General features: G+C 50.4%; 15 protein-coding genes. 12 read left to right on the top strand and 3 right to left on the bottom strand.

Annotated features, from left to right (window positions below; all coding sequences use genetic code 11):
* Positions 1–54: 54 nt before the first annotated feature.
* The 9 genes from JRJ22_RS24785 (at position 55) to zwf (ending at position 11743) form a co-directional block, all read left to right on the top strand.
* Positions 55–1761: a TrpB-like pyridoxal phosphate-dependent enzyme gene (locus JRJ22_RS24785; protein WP_206101970.1), complete on the top strand. Its 1707-nt coding sequence runs from the start codon at positions 55–57 to the stop codon at positions 1759–1761.
* Positions 1762–1778: 17 nt separating this feature from the next.
* Positions 1779–3203 (top strand): UbiD family decarboxylase, encoded by a 1425-nt coding sequence (locus JRJ22_RS24780; protein ID WP_206101969.1) that lies wholly within the window; start codon positions 1779–1781, stop codon positions 3201–3203.
* A complete protein-coding gene (locus tag JRJ22_RS24775; protein WP_206101968.1) occupies positions 3190–4221 on the top strand; it encodes an N-acetyltransferase DgcN family protein in 1032 nt (343 codons plus the stop codon). Before JRJ22_RS24780 ends, JRJ22_RS24775 begins: the two co-directional genes overlap by 14 nt.
* The gene (locus JRJ22_RS24770) at positions 4218–5246 is read left to right on the top strand and encodes an enolase C-terminal domain-like protein (protein WP_206101967.1); all 1029 of its coding nucleotides are present in this window, start codon (positions 4218–4220) and stop codon (positions 5244–5246) included. Before JRJ22_RS24775 ends, JRJ22_RS24770 begins: the two co-directional genes overlap by 4 nt.
* Entirely contained in the window at positions 5239–5838 is a 600-nt protein-coding gene (locus tag JRJ22_RS24765) for a UbiX family flavin prenyltransferase (RefSeq protein WP_206101966.1), read from the top strand. The genes JRJ22_RS24770 and JRJ22_RS24765 overlap by 8 nt, the downstream gene beginning before the upstream one ends.
* A gap of 14 nt (positions 5839–5852) precedes the next feature.
* Entirely contained in the window at positions 5853–7259 is a 1407-nt protein-coding gene (locus JRJ22_RS24760) for an MATE family efflux transporter (protein ID WP_206101965.1), read from the top strand.
* Positions 7238–8947, top strand: a complete 1710-nt coding sequence (locus tag JRJ22_RS24755; RefSeq protein WP_206101964.1) for a cysteine peptidase family C39 domain-containing protein — start codon at positions 7238–7240, stop codon at positions 8945–8947. The genes JRJ22_RS24760 and JRJ22_RS24755 overlap by 22 nt, the downstream gene beginning before the upstream one ends.
* A gap of 106 nt (positions 8948–9053) precedes the next feature.
* The gene (locus JRJ22_RS24750; protein ID WP_206101963.1) at positions 9054–9872 is read left to right on the top strand and encodes a YwmB family TATA-box binding protein; all 819 of its coding nucleotides are present in this window, start codon (positions 9054–9056) and stop codon (positions 9870–9872) included.
* A 320-nt stretch (positions 9873–10192) separates the two neighbouring features.
* Positions 10193–11743, top strand: coding sequence for a glucose-6-phosphate dehydrogenase (gene zwf, locus JRJ22_RS24745; RefSeq protein ID WP_206101962.1), 1551 nt, complete (start codon positions 10193–10195; stop codon positions 11741–11743).
* Between the two features lie 131 nt (positions 11744–11874).
* Here zwf and JRJ22_RS24740 read toward each other — a convergent pair whose 3' ends face one another.
* Positions 11875–12861: a DUF4179 domain-containing protein gene (locus tag JRJ22_RS24740; protein WP_206101961.1), complete on the bottom strand. Its 987-nt coding sequence runs from the start codon at positions 12859–12861 to the stop codon at positions 11875–11877.
* A 3-nt stretch (positions 12862–12864) separates the two neighbouring features.
* A complete protein-coding gene (locus JRJ22_RS24735; protein WP_206101960.1) occupies positions 12865–13401 on the bottom strand; it encodes a sigma-70 family RNA polymerase sigma factor in 537 nt (178 codons plus the stop codon).
* Positions 13402–13760: 359 nt separating this feature from the next.
* Between JRJ22_RS24735 and JRJ22_RS24730 the strand changes: the two genes are divergently transcribed.
* Positions 13761–15347, top strand: a complete 1587-nt coding sequence (locus tag JRJ22_RS24730) for a peptide chain release factor 3 (protein ID WP_206101959.1) — start codon at positions 13761–13763, stop codon at positions 15345–15347.
* A 117-nt stretch (positions 15348–15464) separates the two neighbouring features.
* Here JRJ22_RS24730 and JRJ22_RS24725 read toward each other — a convergent pair whose 3' ends face one another.
* Positions 15465–15701 (bottom strand): small acid-soluble spore protein SspI, encoded by a 237-nt coding sequence (locus JRJ22_RS24725; protein ID WP_206105293.1) that lies wholly within the window; start codon positions 15699–15701, stop codon positions 15465–15467.
* 144 nt (positions 15702–15845) lie between these two features.
* Between JRJ22_RS24725 and JRJ22_RS24720 the strand changes: the two genes are divergently transcribed.
* Together JRJ22_RS24720 and JRJ22_RS24715 are read left to right on the top strand one after the other, a co-directional pair.
* Positions 15846–16505: a potassium channel family protein gene (locus JRJ22_RS24720; RefSeq protein ID WP_054943882.1), complete on the top strand. Its 660-nt coding sequence runs from the start codon at positions 15846–15848 to the stop codon at positions 16503–16505.
* Between the two features lie 30 nt (positions 16506–16535).
* On the top strand, positions 16536–17333 hold the full coding sequence (locus tag JRJ22_RS24715) for a TrmH family RNA methyltransferase (protein ID WP_206101958.1): 798 nt from the start codon (positions 16536–16538) through the stop codon (positions 17331–17333).
* Positions 17334–17363: the final 30 nt, after the last annotated feature.

The raw sequence follows: 17363 nt of genomic DNA, 5'->3' as shown, positions 1-17363 counted from the left end.
CCCAGAAGCGGTTCGGGTTGTCCAGCATCCCGGGCCACTCGTGTAGGAGGAGCTATGAACAGAAATCATTCATATAGTCAAAAAAGCGACATCCCCACCCATTGGTACAATATCATGGCCGATTATCCGGAGTTTTACGTGCCGCATCTGGATTCCACAACACATCAGCCGGTTAATGTCCATTCGCTGTCTAATATTTTTCCCGAGCTGTTGGCGGAGCAGGAAATCAACAGGAAAGACGTAAACATCCCCATTCCCCCGGAGCTTCTGGATTATTATGCGATGTGGAGACCGAGCCCTTTGATCAGAGCACGGAATCTGGAGAAGTATTTGGATACAAACTGTAAAATCTTCTACAAATATGAAGGCGTCTCGCCAATCGGCAGCCATAAAGCGAACTCAGCCATCGCGCAGGCTTATTTCAGCAAAAAGTGCGGCTTTACCAACGTTGTTGCTGAAACCGGAGCAGGGCAGTGGGGCAGCGCAATGAGTATGGCGTCCAGCTTTTTTGATCTGAATTGCAATGTGTTTATGGTGAAAAACAGCTTTGATTCCAAACCGCAACGGCGGATTCTTATGCAAACCTACGGCTCCAAAGTGCACAGCAGTCCTTCAAATCTGACGGAGTTCGGCCGCCAGATCCGCAAGAATGATCCGGATTCACAGGGCAGTCTGGGGATTGCCATCGCTGAAGCGGTGGAGTATGCGTCTTCCGACCGGAATACGGTATACACCTTGGGGAGCTCGATGAATTTTGTCTGCCTGCATCAAACCATCATCGGCAATGAGCTTAAGAATCAGCTGAATTCCTTGCAGATCACGCCTAACTATATTATCAGCTGCATTGGCGGAGGCAGCAGCTTTGCGGGAATTTGTTTTCCTTTCCTGCGCGAGAAGCTGGAGAGAAACCGTGACTTGCATTTTATCGCGGTGGAGTCCAACGCTGTGCCTACTGTAACCAAAGGAATCTATACGTATGATTATGGTGATACAGCCAGATTGACCCCGCTCAGCAAAATGTATACGCTGGGGCATGAATTCTCAGCTCCCGTTATCCATTCCGGAGGCTTGCGCTACCATGGTCTGTCGCCGTTGGTCAGCAAGTTCATCGCAGACGGGCACGCCGAAGCCCGTGCATATTCCCAGCTGGATATTTACGGGGCGGCGAGATTATTCGCCAAGCTGGAAGGTTATGTTCCGGCGCCTGAATCGGCGCACAGTGTAAAAGCGGCAATCGATGTCGCTCTGGAAAACCGGAATTCCGGCAAAACAATTGTATTCTGTCTAACCGGGCATGGCTTTTTCGATCTCGCGGGATATGAGAAGTTCAACGCCGGAAAGATGGAGGATTCCGAAAGTCCTGATACAAACATTCATGAATCCTTGCGGAAGCTCGCACACACCGTCCGGCCGGAAACGGAAAAAGGAGCAGCGTTGCCGCCCCAGCCGCCACTGAATGCCGGCGTTCAGGCCAATAACCCGTTTGAAGCCTGGTGGAACCGCAATTTCGAGTCCCAGTCCCCGGCGGACAGCTTCCAGTCTGGACACACCATTGACAGCGCCGGCGCTTCTCCTAAAACCGCCGGCGGCATAGAGCAGGACAAAGGGAATCCCAATCTGTACAACTTACTGACAGAGAGCAAAGTGAGAGAGCTGATTGACAAGGGCCAGAAGGTGGCGTTTGTTTCCAAAGGGTGTGTAATTACTCCGCTTGCCGGTGAACTGATCAAATCCCATGGAATTGAGATTAAATACGCTTAAGCAAAGAGGGGGTTATTATGCGTTCAGATGAGGTATATGATTTGCGCACCGCCCTTTCTTTCCTGAATCACAAAGGGCATGCCATTGAAGTTATGGACAAAGAGATGGATACCTGCTGCGAGATTCCCAATCATTACGCCTATTACGGGTCCGGTATTCCGAACAAACACCAACCGGCTTACGGCCATCCTGTAATTTATAATCGTGTAAAGGGACACTCGATGCCGGTGCTTATCGGGTTGCTCAACTCAAGAGAAGCTTGTGCCGAACTTCTGGGAGTAGGACCACATTCCATTGGCCGTGAACTGGCCGGGATGATTCATGACCGTTATGAGCCGGAATTGATCGATTCTCCTCCTTCACAGGAAAATATCATTACCCAAAACATCAACTTGTATCAACAGCTGCCTGTGCTTACCTATACTCCTGAAAGCGCAGGGCCATACATTACAACGGGTCTGGTGTACGCCCAAGATCCGGAAACTGGAGAGGAGGATGTAACGATACATCGCCTATGCCTTCAATCCGAGGATACGATGTCCATTTATTTTGTTCCGGGCAGACATATCGGCCACTTTTACGAGAAGGCGAAAAAACGGAATAAGCCGCTACCGGTTACAATCAATATTGGCCTTGATCCGGCTATTTATATCGCGGCAGGTTTCTCTTACCCGGCTTGTCCTTTGGGCTTCAACGAGCTGAATATAGCAGGTGCCATCCGCAAAAAAGGGGTAAAGGTAGCCAGGGCGTTCAGCAACGGGGCGAAATGCATTGCGTTCTCTGAAATCGTAATTGAAGGTTTTGTGCTGCCGGAAGAAGTGCAGGAGAATCCGCGCAAGCACGACGGCGACTCTCTGCCGGAGTTTCTGGGATATATCGGCGCGGCCCAAAGTAAGCTTCCGCTTGTCAAAGTAACGGCAATTACGTACCGTAACCGGCCTATATATCAGACCATTGTAGGTCCTGGGGCGGAAATGTCCAATTTATGCGGCATTCCCACCGAGGCCAGCTTGTACAAGAGCATCAAAGAATCGATAACCGGCAACATATTGAACTGCTACTGCAGTGCAAGCGGCGGGGGGAAATTGCTGGCGCATCTTCAGTTCAGCAAATCCGAGCCCCGCGATGACGCCAAGACGAGGCAGGCCGGAGTGGCCGCGTTTACTGCGTTTCATGAACTGAAGAATGTGTTTCTGCTGGATGATGATGTGGATATCTTTGACGAAAGAGAAGTGCTGTGGGCATTATCTACGAGATTCCAGGGCAACCACTCTATCATTTCCATTCCGAATTTGGATGGGCATCCTCTCGATCCTTCACAAAGGCCGGAGTTCTCTTCCTATAACACCGAGATCGGATCGACATATAAGACGGTGTTCGATTGCACGGTTCCCTACCGGATGAAGGAGCATTTCAGGAGGGCTGACTATGCCTTCAAATAAAAGAATAGCCATTCTGACTGGCGGCGAACTGGACACCTTACAGGCCAAGATGGCCCATGGAGTGATGAGGTACCGTAATGACATTGCTGTTGTTATCGACGCTAAGCACGCCGGCGGGAATGTGAAGAGCATTGTGCCCTATGTGGACAAGGACATCCCGGTGGTAGCGGATTTCAGCGGAGCGTCGGCTTATGATTTGGAGGAGCTCCTGGTAGGTGTTGCCCCCCCGGGGGGGCAGCTGCCCCCAGACTGGATAGGAATTATTATTCAGGCGCTTCAGGCAGGAATCCGCGTAATCAGCGGGCTGCATCATAAGCTCAATGAGATGAACCAGTTATTGAGGTATGCCCAGCCCGGCCAAATGATTGACCTGCGGTATGCCGGCCGGTACGAGGAAGTAGCCAAGGGACAAGCAGGGGCGCTGAACAACAATGTTATTTTGACCGTCGGATCGGATTGCGCCAGCGGGAAAATGACCACCGCCTTGGAGCTTTACAACGCTTCGCTAGACCGGGGGCTTCGTTCTGACTTTATTCCAACCGGGCAAACCGGAATGTACATTGCAGGCAAGGGATTTGCCATTGATGCGGTTGTATCAGATTTTATGGCCGGGGCGATTGAACATTTTGTCTGCCAATCGGCCACAGAGCATGACTTTATTTTTGTAGAAGGCCAAGGATCCATTCTGCACCCGGCTTATTCGGGCGTAACACTTGGCCTGCTGCATGGTTCTGCACCTAACCTGATTGTCTTTGCCCATGACGTGTCCAGACCTAAACTGGCTTACTATGATAAAAGTATTCCGGCGCTGGAAGAGCAGATCGAACTTGTGGAGCGGCTGGCTAATTATCAAAGAGGTTGCAGGGTTCTCGGCATATCGCTGTTTGCCAAGGATCTGCATCCCGAGGAGGTCCGGGAAATGATTTATCAAATGGAATTAAAGCACCGCATTCCTGTATTTGCCCCGCTGGTATTCGGGTGTGACAAATTTATTGATATTTTAGAGGAGTACAGATGAGCATACGCTGCCAGCCGATGCCGCTGCAATTAAAGCAGCCGTTCAGAATTAGTCATTCCGTGTTCACCAAGCTGGATCATCTGTTATTAAGCATACACGCGAGGGGCGTATCAGCATTTGGAGAAGTGGCCCCCCTGCCTTTTTTTAATGAGAATTATGCTATCGCTGAGCGGCAAATAAGCTATATTATCGAGCACCACTCATCCGCCATTATCCGCATTGAGGATAGGGAGCAGCTCGTGGCCTTTGTTTGTACATTGAGCGAAGGCCCTTATCTAAAATGTGTCGTCTGCGGCTTCGAAATGCTGCTTCTGGATTATGTGGGCAAGCTTCTGAAAAAGCCTGCCTGGTCGCTCCTGCAGGTGGAATGTCCTAGGCCGAGGGAATCGGCGGTAACTCTGCCCATCTGCGAAAGAGGGGCAGTAGGAGCTCTTACAGATATTCAGTTACCCCTCGTCAAGCTGAAATTGGGGGGAAAAGATGACCTTGCACTGTTGGATTATATCCGGAACGAAGGAAACCCAGGGCAGAAATATATTATCGATATGAACCGGGGCTGGACGCTGGAGGAACTCGCCACTCATCGTGACAGGCTGGCGCATGAATCCATCCTGTTTGTGGAGGAGCCTGTCGCCGTCAGCTCGATTGATATTGCCCGGAAGATTGCGGATCTGAAACTGGAGGTCCCAGTCTTTTTGGATGAGTCGGTTACGTCGGAAGCGGAGCTGCACCGGTACCTGCCATTTATTGACGGGGTGAATATTAAAATTATCAAGATGGGCGGACTGCTGAAAAGTCTGAGTCTTATCGATGCTGTCGAAGGGCAACTGGATTTGCTGCTGGGATGCTTCCTGGAATCCAGCCTCTCGATTGCTTATGCTTATCAGATTTCCGCGAAATTCAAATATGCGGATCTGGACGGGGCCAGTTTTATCGGGAATGATCACTTTTCAGGCCTGAGATTCCATGACGGACAGATCGGCTTGCCGGATGACTATTACGGTTTAGGAGTTCAATATGTGTGATAAAAAGATCATTGTGGCGGTTACGGGCGCTTCCGGTGCATTGTATGCCTTGCATCTGATTGAACAATTGAAGAAGCGGAGCTGCAGGGTCTATGTCATTATGTCACAGGCGGCTGTGATCACTATGAAGCATGAAGTAGCGGACAGGCGCTATATCAGACAGGTGCTGTTCGCTGCTGACGGAATCTTTGACAATGACAATATCGGCGCTTCACCTGCGAGCGGTTCCTTTCACTATGATGCTCTGGTAGTGGTTCCTTGCTCTGTTAACACCATAGGGATGATTCATTCGAACCTTGCCCACAATCTGATCGCACGGACCGCTGCGGTTGCCCGGAAGGAGAGGCGGCAAGTCATTCTGGTCCCCCGGGAAACGCCAGTGTCGGCAGGGACACTGAAGCAATTATACGAACTGTGCCTTGAAGGGCTGGATGTCTGTTTTGCTGCGCCGGCGTTTTACTCCAAGCCGCAATCGCTGGACGATATCATTGATTTTATGGTGTTCAAAATCATGAATCTATTGAAGATAGACAATGATTTATCTCCGGAGTGGAACTCCGGCTGCCTGCATGAAACGGAACACTCAAGTTGAACGGAGGAGACAATTTGGGATTTAGAGATAAAGAGTTTAGGAGAAGCATCTTTGTCATTGCCCTGCCCATTATCATTCAACAGCTGGCCACGTCGTCTTTGAATTTCATTGATGTGATTATGGTGGGACGGCTAGGAGAGACCTCAATCGCCTCCGTAGGGCTGTCCAGCAACTTCACCTTTATTTACATCTGTCTGCTTAACGGAATCAGCACCGGGGCATCTATATTCGCCGCGCAATTTTGGGGAAAGAAGGAGGTACATCATGTACGGTCTGTCCTTGGCTTTTCATTGCTGCTCAGTTTATCCGTCAGCCTGTTATTTTCCTTTGCGTCCATTTTCTTTCCCGGCCGCATCCTGTCCATATACACCAATGATCCGGAGGTTATTGAACAGGGCAGGATCTTTTTAAGGCTCATCGGCTTCAGTTTCGTGGCTACCTCCATTACCTTCTGCTATTCGGCGGTGTTGAGGAGCATAGGGAATGCCAAGCTGCCAATGTTTGTCAGTGTGTTTGCGTTAAGTCTGAATACACTGCTTAATTATTTGCTAATCTTTGGGAATTTGGGGTTTCCTGCGCTCGGGCTGAAGGGAAGCGCTATCGCCACGCTGGTCTCAAGGCTGGTAGAGTTCGGATTAATTGTCAGTTCAGTTTATATTTTTAAGATACCGCTCGTCTTTAAAAGGATCAGGGATTTCTTTTCGGTTGGTTCAGGGTTTGTAAGAAAGTATTTTATAACGACGATCCCCCTTGTTTTAGGGATAACATTTTGGTCGTTAGGCCTGAACTTTTACAACATATCGTATGCCCATATAGGTACTCAGGCAGTAGCTGCCTATAGTGTGGCGGGTACGGTGGAACAGATCGCTTTTGTAGTGTTCACCGGTCTCTCGGGAGCCTGCAATGTACTGATTGGAAACAGAATCGGCGCGGGACACAAGGACAAGGTGCTCAGTTATTCGCGAAGTTTCATATGGCTCGCTTTTACCGGCTCTCTAATTGTGGGGGCTTGCATCTACTTGCTCTCAGGACCGGTTCTTACCCTCTACAGCATGTCAGCTGAGGCACACATGGCGGCCAGAACGCTGCTGCTCCTCATGTCTTGTTTCCTCTGCGTAAAAGTTGTCAATATGATACTGATTCAGGGTGTACTGAACGCCGGAGGAGATACAGTCTTTACGCTTGTGCAAAATAGTGCAGCCATGTGGGCAGTCGGCATCCCAATGGCTTATATTGCGGTTTACCGGCTGCATCTGCCCATTTACTGGGTGTACATTTTCATTATGTCGGAGGAATTTGCAAAGCTGATTATCGGGGTGCCCCGTTTCTTGTCCAAAAAGTGGATTCATAATTTAACGGAGAATACAGCTTACCCAAATCAAAGGGGGCAAAGTGAAGAATGGATCGAAAACTCGATGTGACGGAGCTCGATGTGGCCATAGACAACCGGATGAAGGTTATTCCGCAGGCGCTTAACAGCAGATATGTCAGAATCATTGACCAGCTGCTTCCCAATGATGATCGTTTTTCTTGGAAGCAGCTGAACTGCTTTTATAAGCCGCTCGGAATGATATTTGGTTCCTTTCAGCAGCGGTACAATAGCCTTTTTTTGATGTATGTGACCTACTACAGCACGTATATGGCTGAATCCTGGTTTCAGGAGGTGCCGATGAGCATGGAGGATTTGCTGGAATCCTTTTTTGAATATTATGAAGGTTATCTGAAGAAACGGTTCCTGCTGGACATTCAGACGCACACTGTTGTTGACGAGGCCGATTTTAGACGAAGGATTATTGAGCAGATTGACAGGAATGCGCGCGTGCTTGTCCCCGGAGATTTATACACCATTTACTATGACAATTGGTATAAGGCGAAACATCATCAACATTTCTTTCTGATTAAGGGCTACGACCAGCTCAGGGATATTTGCTATGTGCTCGATTCGCTGCAAATTGACGGGGGGACGAATGCCCTATACAAGGATTTCACCATTCCGTTCAGTATGCTCTACGATACCCTGGCGGGCTATGCCCACACCTTTGCCAAACAGGAAGGGACAATGTATTTCTGGACGGTTTCTGATCACGGGAACAGCACATGTGGTCTGAGTATGGAGGATGCTCTCAAGGACCATCTGGTTCATCTTAGGGAAGTGGAAGCCGGGCAAGCGGCAGTGAAGTATCCTGAACGGGAGATTATCCGGGTGATTAGGGCTTACGGATATACCGATAATACATCGAGGCTGCTGGAATCGACATTTCTCGTTATGAATATGAGATCAGTCTATTATCAGCTGATTTTTTCGTTCATAGAGCAAGCCGGCGCTGAAAAACCGGAGGTGGACAGCTTACGGGCCAGTCGTGAACAACTGGATGTAGAATGGGGACAGGTAAAGTCCAAGCTGATTTATAAGACACTGAAGCATAAACTGGATTTTGCGGATGTCGATTCCTCAATAGAGGCCTTAATTGGTAAGGAGGACTGCTTTAGATCTCAACTAATCGGCGTATTGTCTGGAGCTGTTGAGGGGAGCGGAGAATTCAGTACTGCAGACACCTATAGTTCGCCATTCACTCCAATCAATGAAAAGAATGCGGAAATCCTAATTCAGCAAGATCAAATTATATTAATTCATACGAGCGAGAAGCTGAATCTCAGCAGCATTGCTTACGATAATGCACCTCAAGCGCTTATGGCTGTTGGCGAACATAAAAATTGCAATCTGGAAGCGAAAGTTCAGATCAATGCTTCGGTCGGACGATATTTCAAAAGCGGGCTTATGCTGAAATTCGGCAATGGCACTAAGTTGCTATTTGGAACGAACCAGGGACAGTCCTTGCAAATCGAGCATCTCGGTGTATTGAACGATCTAATGTATGATGAGGTTTTCCTGGATAATCCCTTCTTTCTGAAAATCAGCAAAATGGATAACATATATACGATGAGCTATAAAATAAAACAGTCTGAGCAGTATACAGAAGTGTACAGCTTTCATTGTGATGAAAAGGCGCTTGCGGCAGGGTTCTATTCTTTGACCTTCGAGCCTCTGGACCTCAAGTCGGTTTTCTCTGAATATAAGTTTACGGAAGAAGAACTTTCCGGAATTTAGCTGGATGCTCCTGAGTATTGGGATTCTGGTCTCTGGTGTATATCCCCTCTCAAAGTTGGTTATCCTGTCTAGTAGATTGCTAGATTGGATGAGAGGGAGATGCCGTATGGGACTGGGGAACCGGGGACAAGGGAAGAGTAAACTGATGCTGCTGATTCTTTGCATGTGTATGCTGGTGCTCTTGCTGGCCGGGTTCCGCAGCGGTGCAGACCAGGGAAGTGCAACCGCGTCAGCGGCCGCTCCCGCTTCATCCGACCCTGCTGCGTTGCCGCAGTCGCTGGAACTCCTGGCAGCTGTAGGACAGGAAGTAACGGCAGCAGGGTCTCCGCTGCGGCTTGTCCTGAAATGGCAGGGAGAATACAGCGGGAGTGCTGTGGATACTGTTAGGGACGCTGACCTGCTGGCTGCACAGCTCGGACTCGGCAAGGCGGAGTCTAGCGAAGAAGATGGACATGCTACTTACAGAGCCTCCGGCTCTCCGGATTTGTATAGTAAGATATCGATGTTCTGGAGTGTGCTGGGTCATGGCAGCAGCTATGTGATTGTGACCGTTGAAACAGAGGATCTGCTGAAAGCTGTGGCTTTGCAGAAAGTAGCACAAGAAGCGGGGACACTGATGCAGGCGGCTGGCATTACGCCGGAGTGGAATGCTTCACTTCAAGGTGTAGCGTCACTGCAGGACTCCCCCCGTGAAGCACTTGCCGGAATTGAAGGAACGATTTCCGGGCGGTTATCCGGGCTGAAAGCGGTGGAAGATTATGAGGATGATACGACCTACAGCCGGTCTTATAATGTTCCGGGGCTGAACCGGTTTGTGAATAGCGGAGATCATAAGGTAGCTCTGCAGGCAGCCGTACATAAGAACGGCAATGACAACAGCAATCGTGTGACAATCGGTTTGCCGCTGATTACCATTGAGTATTGATTCCGCAAAATATTAATAATCAGCAAATTTCAGCAAAAAGCTTCGTACACCGGCTCCGCGTTTGCGGAGCTTTTTGCGTAACGTTATAATAGAATATGGCTGGCAGTGGCCTACCCTTATCCCGGAGTATAAGCTGGAGTATGTAAAGGGATAAGAAAGAGTAATGGAAATTTGCGAAATCCCGAGAAAAACTGTCAGGAATGTGATAGCATCCTTACTGCAGATATGATAAAATGACATCACGCCGTATGCGTATTTTATGTTTCGACCGGCGCTGAGAATGATTGTCAACTATATTACATACAGAGAGATGAGGAGCCATGGCTGAAAATCAAACCCTTGATGCACTGCATACACCCGGTGCTGTATTCTTTATTTTTGGGGCAACCGGAGATCTAGCCCGGCGTAAGCTTTTCCCGGCGATTTATAGTTTGTACCGTGAAGGCAAGCTGACACATGATTTTGCGGTAATTGGCGTGGCTCGGCGTCCCCGTACCCAGGAGGAATTCCGGGACGATGTGAAGGAGTCCATTCGTGAGTTCTGCCGCTACCAGGCGGGAGATGCTGCGGAATGGAATGAGTTCGTACAGCATTTTGAATACAAATCGCTGGACATTAATAATATCGACGGCTTCCGTGAGCTGAATGCACAGACGGAAGTGCTCGAAGAGAAGTTCCATATTCCGGGTAACCGGATGTTCTATCTGGCTCTGGCTCCCGAGCTGTTCGGAAGCGTCTCGTATAACCTCAAAGCCGGCGGCATGCTGCAGGGCTCAGGCTGGAACCGTCTGGTGATCGAGAAGCCGTTCGGCTACAACCTGGAATCTGCGGAGCAGCTCAACGAGCAGATCCGCCAGGTGTTCAAGGAAGAGGAGATCTACCGGATCGACCACTATCTGGGCAAGGAAATGGTGCAGAACATCGAAGTGATCCGTTTTGCCAATGCATTCTTTGAACCGCTATGGAACAATAAGCATATCGCCAACATTCAGATCACTCTCGGTGAAACCGTAGGGGTGGAAGAGCGCGGCGGGTATTACGATCATGCCGGAGCACTTCGCGATATGGGCCAGAACCATATTTTGCAGCTGCTGACGATGATCGCAATGGAGCCGCCAAGCCGTCTGCTGGCTGAAGATATCCGTGATGAGAAGGTGAAGGTGCTGCGTTCGCTGCGTCCTTACGCTTCCTCCGAAGAGGTACGTGAGAATGTAGTGCGCGGGCAATACACCCAAGGCTTGTACAAAGGCAAGAGCCTTCCGGCTTACCGCCAGGAGGATAAGGTAGACCCTGAATCCAACACAGAAACGTACTTTGCGGCGCGTATTTTTGTAGACAATTTCCGCTGGGCGGGAGTTCCGTTCTATATTCGTACCGGCAAACGTCTCCCTGTGAAGACGACGGAAGTGGTTGTGGAGTTCAAGGGCATGCCGACCAATGTGTATTTGGGCCAAAAGCATAATCTTGAGCCGAACTTGCTCGTCATCCGCGTGAATCCGATGGAAGGCATCTACGTGAAGATCAACGCCAAGAAGCCGGGCTCGGAGTCTGAAATCCAGCCGCTGGCGATGGATTTCTGCCAGAGCTGTATGGTCGGCATCAACTCGCCGGAAGCTTACGAACGCCTACTTCATGATGCAGCACGCGGCGACTCCACCTATTTCACCCGCTGGGATGAAGTATCGTCGGCCTGGTCGTTCGTCGACCGGATCGCCAAAGCCTGGAAGGAAGAGAGCAGTGATCTGGCCTCATACCCTGCAGGTTCGTGGGGACCGGTTGAAGCGGATCAGCTGCTGGCCCAGGAGGGCTTCCACTGGTGGCCGGTGAACGGACAGGATGAAGACAATGTGGTATGGAGCGTTAACAGCTAACAGCGCACTCTATAATGGAGTTATATAATAAGCTCCCCCTGCAGATGATGTAGGGGGAGCTTATTTGCGGTCTTCCTGCGCAGGTTGTGAAGGAACACAGGCCGGGAAAGTATTGATTTTGACAAAGTGGCTTACTTGATCTGCACCGGTGGGCCCACTTCCTGCCTATTGTCGAATAGGGCTATGGGAACGATGGAATACGTGCCTTGTGCTAAATCAACGGGCCCGTACCGGACATAGGAGAGTTCGCCTGCTTCGCCGGAATCATAACTTTCCCGGGAAGGGATTTCACCACCGAAGGGGGAGACCAGTTTGAAGATAACCGTGTCCTCAAATGTCGCTGCATCTGCAGCAGTATAGTACAGTAAGGTCGAAACCGGGGAAAGTACTATCTTATTAATCTGAATCTTGTTGCCGTTGTTAAGCGTTATGGTTTGGTCCATGTCTATAGTTTGTATATCCTTGGCAATTTGTTCAGCAGATACGGTTACATCAAATAGCCACGGATTGTCTAATGTTAGTCGCGTATCTCCGCTGAGTGTGTCATAAGAAATCTTCAGCTGCAATGTGTCCTGCTCAGGCAGAGCGCTTAATTGGATATCTCCATAAATGGTATACTGGCCTTCGGTCACTTTCACGGATTGTGAACCTGTGATCAGCTGAAGCTCCTGTCCATTAACGAGTACATGTGCCGGAAGCTGAGTCTGGTAATTAAAGCGCATGCCCTCTGCAGGTTCAAAAGTCGAGCTTAGAAGCAGCCTGTCAGAATCGATTAATACTTCATTCAGGGTGAGCCGTCCCAGCTCATTTTCGGCAGTTTCACCAATGGCTGTTTTGTAGGGGGAGTAATCGGGCGGATGTTCATTGTTGATAAAACGCTCAATCAATCCGCCGACAAGCGGCAGCTGTGCCAGCGAAATATTCCCGAATGAGAACGTCAGGCCGATAATCAGTGCGAAGACAGCGGCTGCAGCGGCCCGTTTGGGTAAGGCATAGGGCTTGCGCAATTTATGCAGGACGCGTATTGCCCACCTTTTCTGCTCCGTGTCTGTTAAAGGGGATTCATCATACGGGGCAAGGTCCAGCTGCAGATCGTTCAGCTCATGATAGATGGACATGAATTACACCTCACTTTTGGAAATGAACAGCTGCTTTAATTTCTTGCGTCCGCATGACAGCTTGTTGTGGATCCAGGACTCTTGTACATTTAATTGCTGTGCCAGCTCACGGGAAGGAACACCCTGCAAATAATATTGTTCAAAAAGCTCCCGGTCAGCAGCGCTCAGTCCCGCCAGTATATCCGTTAACTCATGCTGCGCCTGAGTGTGGGGATTGCTGTGAAACGCATCATTATATTCTGTATTGCTGGTTATCTGCGTAGTTCTGATGAGTCTGCGCTGATAATCGATGGCCCGGTATTTTGCGATGGCGGCGATCCACTGTTTGAATGTGTTTTTACGCCCGTCAAAGGCATCGATATTGTACCAGACCGCCAGCAGCACATCATCCAGACATTCCTCATATTCCTGCTGATTGAACTGCACATGACGTTTGATGATCGCGGAGAGTAGTCCGCCGTACCTTTGAATAATGAAGGTGATTGCTTTCTCATTGCGCTTCTTAATTTGCTCTGTCAGATTCTCCTCTGTTATGGTCACCTGCTTCTGCCCTCCTTTTGGTTACCGATCCAAACCTGCTATGTAATACGAATAATAAGACAGAAACCTATCAAACGGATCAAAAAAACAAAATAAACCGTGCAGCGGCCCGTTATTTAGTTGCATATCGCCTGTAAAGGCATATAATTACGCACAGAGGTTGAAAATAATAGATACGACTGCCGGATTTTGTTATACTTTAAAGGATGCTTTTTGAAGCGGAATAGGTAGTGGAGTTATTATAATGTAATGAATCCAACCAATGAAGGGATTTGTACAAATGAGCAGAAGACCGATTTGATGGAACCCTCAGCAATTGGCGCGTAAAGCATGAATTTATATATGAAGGGATATGTGCAATGAATAAGGCACTAGATCAGAAACTGCAACAGGAAGTGGACAAACGCAGAACGTTTGCGATCATTTCCCACCCGGATGCGGGTAAAACAACACTGACGGAGAAGCTGCTGCTGTTCGGCGGCGCGATCCGTCTCGCGGGTACCGTCAAGGCCCGTAAAGCAAGCAAGCACGCGACCAGTGACTGGATGGAAATCGAGAAGCAGCGCGGAATCTCGGTCACTTCCTCTGTGATGCAATTTGATTATTTGGGCCACCGGGTGAACATTCTGGATACGCCAGGTCACCAAGATTTCAGTGAGGACACCTACCGTACCTTAACGGCGGCGGACAGTGCGGTCATGCTGATTGACGTAGCGAAGGGTGTGGAAGCGCAGACGATCAAGCTGTTCCAGGTCTGCGCCAAGCGCGGCATTCCGATCTTTACCTTCATTAACAAGCTGGACCGTGAAGGCCAGAGCCCGTTTGATCTGATGGAGGAGCTGGAGAACGTACTCGGCATCCGCTCCGTACCGATGAACTGGCCGATTGGCAGCGGACGCGAGCTGTGCGGCGTATACGACCGGATGAAGAATCAGGTGGAGCTGTTCCAGGGTGACGATCACTCTGTTATCAAGGTTCAGAAGGTGGAAAGCTACCGCGACCCGATTATCCGCGAGATGGCCGGAGAATATCTGCATGACCAGCTGTGCCAGGACCTGGAGCTGCTGGATGTGGCAGGCGATGCTTTTGACTATGAAAGGGTGCTGCGCGGAGAGCTGACTCCGGTCTTCTTCGGCAGTGCAATCAATAATTTCGGAGTGCAGACGTTCCTCGATAACTTCCTGGAGCTGGCACCGAAACCGGAACCGCGCCGCAGCACTGCTGGTCCGATTGAACCGACCAATGAGAAATTTACCGGCTACGTGTTCAAAATCCAGGCCAACATGAACCCGGCACACCGCGACCGTATCGCTTTCCTGCGGATTGTGTCCGGCAAGTTCGAGCGCGGCATGAGCGTGAAGCATGTCCGGGCAGGTAAGGATATCAAGCTGTCCCAGCCGCAGCAATTCCTGGCGCAGGACCGCGACATTGTCGAGGAAGCTTATCCGGGTGACATTATCGGGCTGTTTGATCCGGGGATTTTCCGGATTGGCGACACGCTTAGTCAAGCCGGTGATATGGAATTTGATGAGCTGCCGACGTTCTCACCGGAGATTTTCTCCAAAGTGAGCATCAAAAATGCACTGAAATCGAAGCAGTTCCAGAAGGGGATTGACCAGCTGACGGAGGAAGGTATGATTCAGGTGTTCCGTACGGTCAACTTCGACGATATTCTGCTGGGCGTAGTGGGCCAGCTGCAGTTCGAAGTCTTCGAGTACCGGATGAAGGGCGAATATGGCGTGGACGTTCAGCTTCAGCGGATGAGCTACCAGTTCGCACGCTGGATTGTGGACGAGAACAAACCGGACCCTGCCAAGTTCCGCATCAACTCTACACTGGTGACGGACAAGAAGGGGAACTATGTCGTGTTGTTCGAGAATGAATACGCGATGCGTACCGCTATGGAGAAGAATCCGACCGCAAAATTCCTGGAAACAGCTCCTTGAGTAAACGGCAGTAAGCTGCGGGAGATGTAATCCCTGCCGCCATCTTAACGAAAAACCTCCGCCCCCTGGAGTGCAGCCGCATTCCGGGTAGCGGAGGTTTTGTACGTATGTGCCTGCTCAGGACATAATCGATCCGGGAGTCATTTCTTCCAGATGTCTGTGCAGCATAGAAATGACACGGTCCTGCTTGGCCTTTTCAAGGTCTTTCCAGACCATTTCGAACATCACACCAAGTCCTGGAAGCGCAGCTTCAGGTCCGTCTACGGAGCCTTCAATCATAGCCCGCAGATCCTCTTCGGACTGGCCGTGCACTTTATGGAGAACAGCCTGGCGCAAATCGATGGTAACCGGCATCATTAACCTCCTCAATGTTTTACTCTGTAAGTATGCTGAAACGCCCTGTACTAATGTACCCTGCGTGGGCGGTGAAAATTCAAGTTTAGATAACCATATGCTATACTGTTTGAAACGAAAAATGCTTACGGGAGGTACACGGACATGGCCAAAAAACAATATGCCGTCATCGGAATGGGACGTTTCGGCTCAAGTGTAGCCAAGGCGCTCAGCGGGATGGGATTTGATGTACTGGCGATCGATGCCGATGAGCAGCGTACCCAGGAAATCTCTGGTATTGTAACCCATGCCGTATCCGCAGACTCCACCGATGAGGAAGCGCTGCGCGCGCTGGGCATCCGCAACTTCGATGTTGTGGTTGTGGCAATCGGAGAGGATATCCAAGCCAGCATCCTAACGACGCTGATCCTGAAGGATCTTGGTGTGCCGGCAATTCTGGTCAAGGCCAAAAGCGAGCTGCACGGCAAGGTATTAAGTAAGATTGGTGCGGACAAAGTGATCTATCCCGAACGGGATATGGGCATGCGGGTGGCGCATCATCTGGCTTCGCCGAACATCCTGGATTATATTGAGCTGTCGCCGGATTACAGCATTCTGGATATGAAAGTGCCGAAGCCGATGCTGGGCAAAAATCTCCAGGAGCTGAATATCCGCGCCAAATATGGCTGTAACGTCATGGCGATCCGCCGGGGCGAGGAGATGAACATTTCTCCGCGGGCTGAAGACCGGCTCAGTGAAGGCGATGTGCTCGTCATCGTCGGGCGTAAGGAGCATCTGACGAAGCTGGAAATGGCTTATCAGTAGGGTGAATGTAAAATAGAAAGGTAGGACCTCATGGAAATTATATCTGCGCAAAATACGCGGGTGAAGGAATGGGCCGGGCTGCAGGAGAAGAAGCACCGCGACAAGACCGGCAAATATATCGTAGAAGGTATTCACCTCGTGCAGGAGGCGCTGCTGGCTGAAGCCGAGGTAGAGATCCTGGCCTATGATCTCGACAAAGGCATGCCGTCCGAGCTGAGGGCTCACCTTCAGGCCGTGCAGGGTATGGAGGTCATTGGTGTCTCAGCGGCAGTCATCGCCAAGTGCAGCAGCACGAATACCCCGCAGCCGGTGTTTGCTGTTGTCCGCAAAGAGCGGCAGGGCATGGAGGGTATCCTCGCGAAGCCGGACAGCCTGGTTGTTGTGCTGGACGGCGTCCAGGATCCGGGCAACGTGGGCACGATCATCCGCAGCGCGGATGCGGCAGGCGCAGACGGAGTCATTCTCGGCCAGGGCTGCGCGGATCTGTATAACCCTAAGACCATCCGCTCCACAATGGGCTCGATGTTCCATCTTCCTGTAGTGGAGGGGGATTTAAGTGTGGTTCTTCCGCAGGCGCGGGAACACGGCGCACTTCTCGTCAGCACTTCGCTGACCGGAGAGGACTCCTGCTATACGCACGATTTTCGCGGCAGCCAGTGGCTGCTGATCGGCAGCGAGGGTAAGGGGATCTCAACGGAAACGGCAGCGCTCGTCGACAAAAGCATCATCATCCCGATGGCCGGCCGGGCCGAATCACTGAACGCGGCGATGGCGGCAACCATTCTGCTGTTCGAAGGAATGCGGCAGCGCGGGGCCGGACGCTTATAGGGGGTCTGCTGTGTGAGTTGTAATTCACAT

It is taken from the genome of Paenibacillus tianjinensis, assembly GCF_017086365.1.
Taxonomy (GTDB): domain Bacteria; phylum Bacillota; class Bacilli; order Paenibacillales; family Paenibacillaceae; genus Paenibacillus_AQ; species Paenibacillus_AQ tianjinensis.
This window is presented reverse-complemented; position numbering and strand designations above follow the sequence as displayed.

Excerpts from the sequence above, each read along its gene's own strand:
- JRJ22_RS24785 (WP_206101970.1), top strand. The coding sequence starts at position 55 with ATGAACAGAAATCATTCATATAGTCAAAAAAGCGACATCCCCACCCAT.
- JRJ22_RS24780 (WP_206101969.1), top strand. The coding sequence starts at position 1,779 with ATGCGTTCAGATGAGGTATATGATTTGCGCACCGCCCTTTCTTTCCTG.
- JRJ22_RS24775 (WP_206101968.1), top strand. The coding sequence starts at position 3,190 with ATGCCTTCAAATAAAAGAATAGCCATTCTGACTGGCGGCGAACTGGAC.
- JRJ22_RS24770 (WP_206101967.1), top strand. The coding sequence starts at position 4,218 with ATGAGCATACGCTGCCAGCCGATGCCGCTGCAATTAAAGCAGCCGTTC.
- JRJ22_RS24765 (WP_206101966.1), top strand. The coding sequence starts at position 5,239 with ATGTGTGATAAAAAGATCATTGTGGCGGTTACGGGCGCTTCCGGTGCA.
- JRJ22_RS24755 (WP_206101964.1), top strand. The coding sequence starts at position 7,238 with ATGGATCGAAAACTCGATGTGACGGAGCTCGATGTGGCCATAGACAAC.
- JRJ22_RS24750 (WP_206101963.1), top strand. The coding sequence starts at position 9,054 with ATGGGACTGGGGAACCGGGGACAAGGGAAGAGTAAACTGATGCTGCTG.
- zwf (WP_206101962.1), top strand. The coding sequence starts at position 10,193 with ATGGCTGAAAATCAAACCCTTGATGCACTGCATACACCCGGTGCTGTA.
- JRJ22_RS24740 (WP_206101961.1), bottom strand. The coding sequence starts at position 12,861 with ATGTCCATCTATCATGAGCTGAACGATCTGCAGCTGGACCTTGCCCCG.
- JRJ22_RS24730 (WP_206101959.1), top strand. The coding sequence starts at position 13,761 with ATGAATAAGGCACTAGATCAGAAACTGCAACAGGAAGTGGACAAACGC.
- JRJ22_RS24725 (WP_206105293.1), bottom strand. The coding sequence starts at position 15,701 with ATGCCGGTTACCATCGATTTGCGCCAGGCTGTTCTCCATAAAGTGCAC.
- JRJ22_RS24720 (WP_054943882.1), top strand. The coding sequence starts at position 15,846 with ATGGCCAAAAAACAATATGCCGTCATCGGAATGGGACGTTTCGGCTCA.
- JRJ22_RS24715 (WP_206101958.1), top strand. The coding sequence starts at position 16,536 with ATGGAAATTATATCTGCGCAAAATACGCGGGTGAAGGAATGGGCCGGG.